Annotated in this window: 4 protein-coding genes and 1 pseudogene; all 5 read left to right on the plus strand. The window is 62.5% G+C overall.

The window, feature by feature from the left end:
• Position 1: 1 nt before the first annotated feature.
• Positions 2-595, plus strand: a complete 594-nt coding sequence (locus EOA60_RS19865) for a DUF1326 domain-containing protein (RefSeq protein ID WP_128311771.1) — start codon at positions 2-4, stop codon at positions 593-595.
• On the plus strand, positions 592-1,410 hold the full coding sequence (gene pcsA / locus EOA60_RS19870) for a phosphatidylcholine synthase (protein WP_066989933.1): 819 nt from the start codon (positions 592-594) through the stop codon (positions 1,408-1,410). The genes EOA60_RS19865 and pcsA overlap by 4 nt, the downstream gene beginning before the upstream one ends.
• 41 nt (positions 1,411-1,451) lie before the next feature.
• The gene (locus EOA60_RS19875; protein WP_095825410.1) at positions 1,452-2,429 is read left to right on the plus strand and encodes a quinone oxidoreductase; all 978 of its coding nucleotides are present in this window, start codon (positions 1,452-1,454) and stop codon (positions 2,427-2,429) included.
• A 215-nt stretch (positions 2,430-2,644) separates the two neighbouring features.
• Positions 2,645-4,222 (plus strand): ABC transporter ATP-binding protein, encoded by a 1,578-nt coding sequence (locus EOA60_RS19880; protein WP_164748300.1) that lies wholly within the window; start codon positions 2,645-2,647, stop codon positions 4,220-4,222.
• Positions 4,219-4,545 (plus strand): annotated as a pseudogene (locus tag EOA60_RS19885) (ABC transporter permease); the annotation flags it as partial. The gene EOA60_RS19880 and the pseudogene EOA60_RS19885, both read left to right, overlap by 4 nt.

Here is a 4,545-nt window from a genome sequence, read left to right on the forward strand (position 1 = left end):
GATGAAGGGAGAGCTGGTACTCTCCTGCAATTGCACGGTTTTCTGCCCCTGCGTTCTGTCGCTCGGCAGCCATCCGCCGACCGAAGGCTATTGCCAGACGTGGGCCGGGTTCCGCATCGACGCCGGCCATTTCGGCGAGGTCGATCTTTCCGGCCTTAATCTTGGTCTGGTCATGGAAATCCCGGGCTATATGAGCCGCGGCAACTGGAGCGCCGGCCTGTTCATCGACAAGCGCGCCTCCATCTATGCCGTGAAGGCCCTGACAAAAATCTTCACCGGCAAGGCGGGCGGGACCACTTCGCTACTGTCGATTCTTGTTGGAAACTTCCTTGGCGTGGAACAGGTGCCGATCACCTATGAGACGCGTGATAGGACGCGCGTTTTCCAGATACCGCGGATTATCGACGGCGCGGTGACGCCGATACCCGGCAAGGACCGCGACAAAGACACCGTCATTACCAATTCCGAATACTGGATCGCACCGGAAATCATCGTGGCGAAGTCGGACAAGAGCAAGATGCGCGCCTTCGGCCGCAATTGGAATTTCGCCGGCCGTTCGGCCGAGATATGCAAGCTGGATTGGCGAGGCCCGTGAGCAAGAACACAGCGGCCCGGAATGCGGCCAAGAAAATCGCGGAGCGGATTCCGCGGCCGAAGAAGAAAGTGACGTGGCCGCAGGCGCGGGCTTTTTCCGTGCACCTGCTGACTGCGTCCGGCTCGTTCCTCGCCTTCCTGTCGCTGGTGGCGGCGAGCGAGGGACGTTGGACGGCAATGTTCTGGTGGCTCGGGCTGGCGCTCTTCGTCGACGGCATCGACGGCCCGATCGCCAGGAAGCTCGAAGTCAAGGAGATCCTGCCGACATGGTCGGGCGAGCTCCTCGACAACATCATCGACTACGTGACCTACGTGCTTATTCCGGCCTTCGCGCTCTACCAGCGCGGCTTGATGGGCGAGAACCTGTCGTTCCTGTCGGCGGCGATCATCGTCGTCTCCAGCGCGATCTACTACGCCGACACCGGCATGAAGACGAAGGAGAACTTCTTCAAGGGGTTCCCGGTCGTCTGGAACATGGTGGTGTTCACGCTCTTTGTCATCGAGCCGGGGCAGTGGGTTTCCTTCGCCGTGGTCGTGGTCGCCGGTATTCTCACCTTCCTGCCGATCAACTTCATCCATCCGGTACGGGTGGTGCGGCTCAGGCCGATCAATCTCGGCATGACGCTGTTATGGTGCGCCTTCGGCGCGCTTGCATTGGCACAGGCCGCACTTGCCTCGTTCTATGACAAGATCGGGGTTCTGAGCGAGCAGGTCAGCATCTTCACCAAGGCCGGCATTACGGTTACCGGGCTCTATCTCGCCTGCATCGGGGGCATCATGCAGATGTTCCCCAATCTTGGCGCCAGGAAATCCTGACTCGATATCCACCTTCCGTCCTTTTCCGAGAAAGTTGAGCAATGTCCAAAGCGATCCGCATTCACGCCCATGGCGGCCCCGAGGTCCTGACCTATGAGGATTCAGATCCCGGCCAGCCAGGCGCCGGGCAGATTCTGATCAGGCATACCGCGATCGGACTCAACTTCATCGACATCTACCATCGCTCGGGCCTCTACGCGCCGCCCGGCGGCTTTCCGCTGGTCCCGGGCGGCGAGGCGGCGGGCGTGGTGCTGGCCGTTGGCGCCGGCGTCGACTGGCTGCAGCCCGGCGATCGCATCGCCTATGCAGTCAATGTCGGCGCCTATTCGGAAGAACGCGTGATCGCCGCCGACCGCGTGGTAAAGGTGCCGAACGGCATCAGCGACGAGCAGGCGGCGGCCATGATGCTGAAAGGCATGACGGCCGAATATCTGCTGCGCCGCACCTTTAAGGTGAAGGCGGGCGACACGATCCTCTACCATGCCGCGGCCGGCGGTGTCGGCCTGATCCTGGGCCAATGGGCAAAGCATCTCGGCGCGACGGTGATCGGCACGGCGAGCTCCGTCGACAAGGTCGAGCTCGCCAAGGCACATGGCTTCGACCATGTCATCAATTACAAGGAGCAGGATTTCGTCGCCGGCGTCGCTGCCATCACCGGCGGCAAAAAGTGCGACGTCGTCTATGATTCCGTCGGCAACGACACTTTTCCCGCTTCGCTCGACTGCCTGAGGCCGCTTGGCATGTTTGTCAGCTTCGGCCAGTCGTCCGGGCCGATCCCGCCTTTCCCGATGTCGCTTCTGGCGCAGAAAGGCTCGCTCTATGCGACCCGCCCGACAATCTTCGTCTACAACGCCAAACGCGAGGACCTTGTGGCCTCGGCGCAAGCGCTGTTCGAGGTAGTGCTGAGCGGCGCCGTCGAGATCAAGATCAACCAGCGCTACGCGCTGAAGGACGCGGCACAAGCGCAGTCCGATCTCGAGGGCCGCAAGACGACGGGCACAACCATCCTCATCCCCTAAGCCGGCTGCCTTGTTTTTCAGCGCCTTGCCGCGCCTCAAGGCAGTGGTTTCCCCGACAAGCTTACTGGTTTCGCTCTTGCCCTGAACAGGCCTATCTTACCCCTTGAGTTTCCGCTGGAATTCTTGAAGCTCTTTCAAGTTGCGTGCCGCTTTCCGACCGAAGTCGGCCGCGCATACGATACCAGCGGGAACACAGAACATATCCGGGTAACTGGATGGGAGGCACTGTGAGTGCAAATCATGACAGGGCGAACCTGCTGGAGGTTCGTGGCCTTACGAAGATTTTCGGCACGCTGACGGCGTGCAACCATATCGACCTCAACATCGCGAAGGGCGAGATTCACGCCCTGCTCGGCGAGAACGGCGCCGGCAAGTCGACGCTGGTGAAGATGCTGTTCGGCTCGCTGGAACCGAATTCGGGTGAAATTTCCTGGAACGGCCAAGCCGTCAGGATCACCAGCCCCGGCCTCGCCAAGAAGCTTGGCATCGGCATGGTGTTCCAGCATTTCTCGCTTTTCGAGGCGCTGACGGCGGCCGAGAACATCGCGCTTTCGCTGAACGACGGCTCGCCGATCAGCGCGATTGCCGCGAAGGCGCGGGCGCTCTCCTACAGCTACGGCCTGCCGCTCGATCCGGAATCGCTGGTCGGCGATCTTTCCGTCGGCGAGCGCCAGCGCATCGAGATCATCCGTTGCCTCTTACAGACGCCCCAACTCATCATCCTCGACGAGCCGACTTCGGTGCTGACGCCTCAGGAAGCCGACAAGCTGTTCGAAACGCTGGAGCGGCTTCGCGCTGAAGGCAAGTCGATCCTTTACATCTCGCACCGGCTGGAAGAGGTCAAACGCATCTGCGATCGCGCCACGGTGCTGCGCCACGGCAAGGTCGTCGGCCACTGCAACCCGCGCCAGGAGACGGCCGCGTCGCTAGCCCGCATGATGGTCGGCAATGAGGTCAAGGCAGTGGTGCGCGCGCCGGCCAAGGGCATCGAGACCGCGCCGGCATTGCTGGAGATCCGCGGGCTTACCCGCAAGCCGGCGACGCCGTTCGCCATTCCGCTCAAGAACATCAATCTTTCGGTACGTGCCGGCGAGGTGATCGGCATCGCCGGTGTCGCCGGCAACGGCCAGGGCGAGTTTTTCGAATCCGTCTCCGGTGAGGTGCTACAGCAGGTTCCCAGTTCCGTGCGCATCCGCGGCAAGGATGCGGGCGGCGTGTCGATCACCGGCCGGCGGCTGATGGGCGCCGCCTTCGTGCCGGAGGAACGGCTCGGTCACGGCGCGGCGCCGCGGATGAAGCTTTCGGAGAACCTTTTGCTGTCGCGCCATGCCACCGACGGCAAGTCCTTCGTCGGCTCCGGCGGCATGGTCAGGAACGCTTCCGTCTACAGCGCCGCCCAGCGCATCATTGCCGCGATGGACGTGCGCAAGAGCGCTCCCGATCCGGAGGCCGCGGCGCTGTCCGGCGGCAATCTGCAGAAGTTCATCGTCGGCCGCGAGCTCGACCGCAAGCCGAGCGTGATGGTCGTCAACCAGCCGACCTGGGGCGTCGACGCCGGTGCCGCCGCCCATATCCGCCAGGCGCTGATCGAGCTTGCCCGCAGCGGCTCGGCGGTTCTGGTCATCAGCCAGGACCTCGACGAATTGTTCGAGCTGTCGGACGCGATCGCGGTCATGCACAACGGCGAATTGTCCGCGCCGCTGCCGATCGCCGAAGCCACCTTCGAGAGGATTGGCCTGTTGATGGGCGGCGCCGAGCCCGGCCACGCCGAACACAGCATGGAGACGGCATGATGCGCCTCGAACTGGTCAAACGCCCGCAGCGCTCGGCGCTGTTTTCGGTGCTCTCGCCCTTCATCGCCTTCGCGCTGACGATGATTGCCGGCGCCATCATGTTCGCGTTGCTCGGCGTCAATCCGCTCAATGCGTTCAATGTCTACTTTGTTCAGCCGATCAGCGAGGTCTGGCAACTGCATGAACTGGCCATCAAGGCGGCGCCGCTGATCCTGATCGCCGTCGGCCTGTCGGTTTGCTACAAGGCCAACATCTGGAACATCGGCGCCGAAGGTCAGTTCATTCTGGGCGGCATCTTCGGCTCGATCATCCCGGTGCTGTTC

The sequence above is a fragment of the Mesorhizobium sp. M1A.F.Ca.IN.020.06.1.1 genome (assembly GCF_004023265.1).
Lineage (GTDB): Bacteria > Pseudomonadota > Alphaproteobacteria > Rhizobiales > Rhizobiaceae > Mesorhizobium.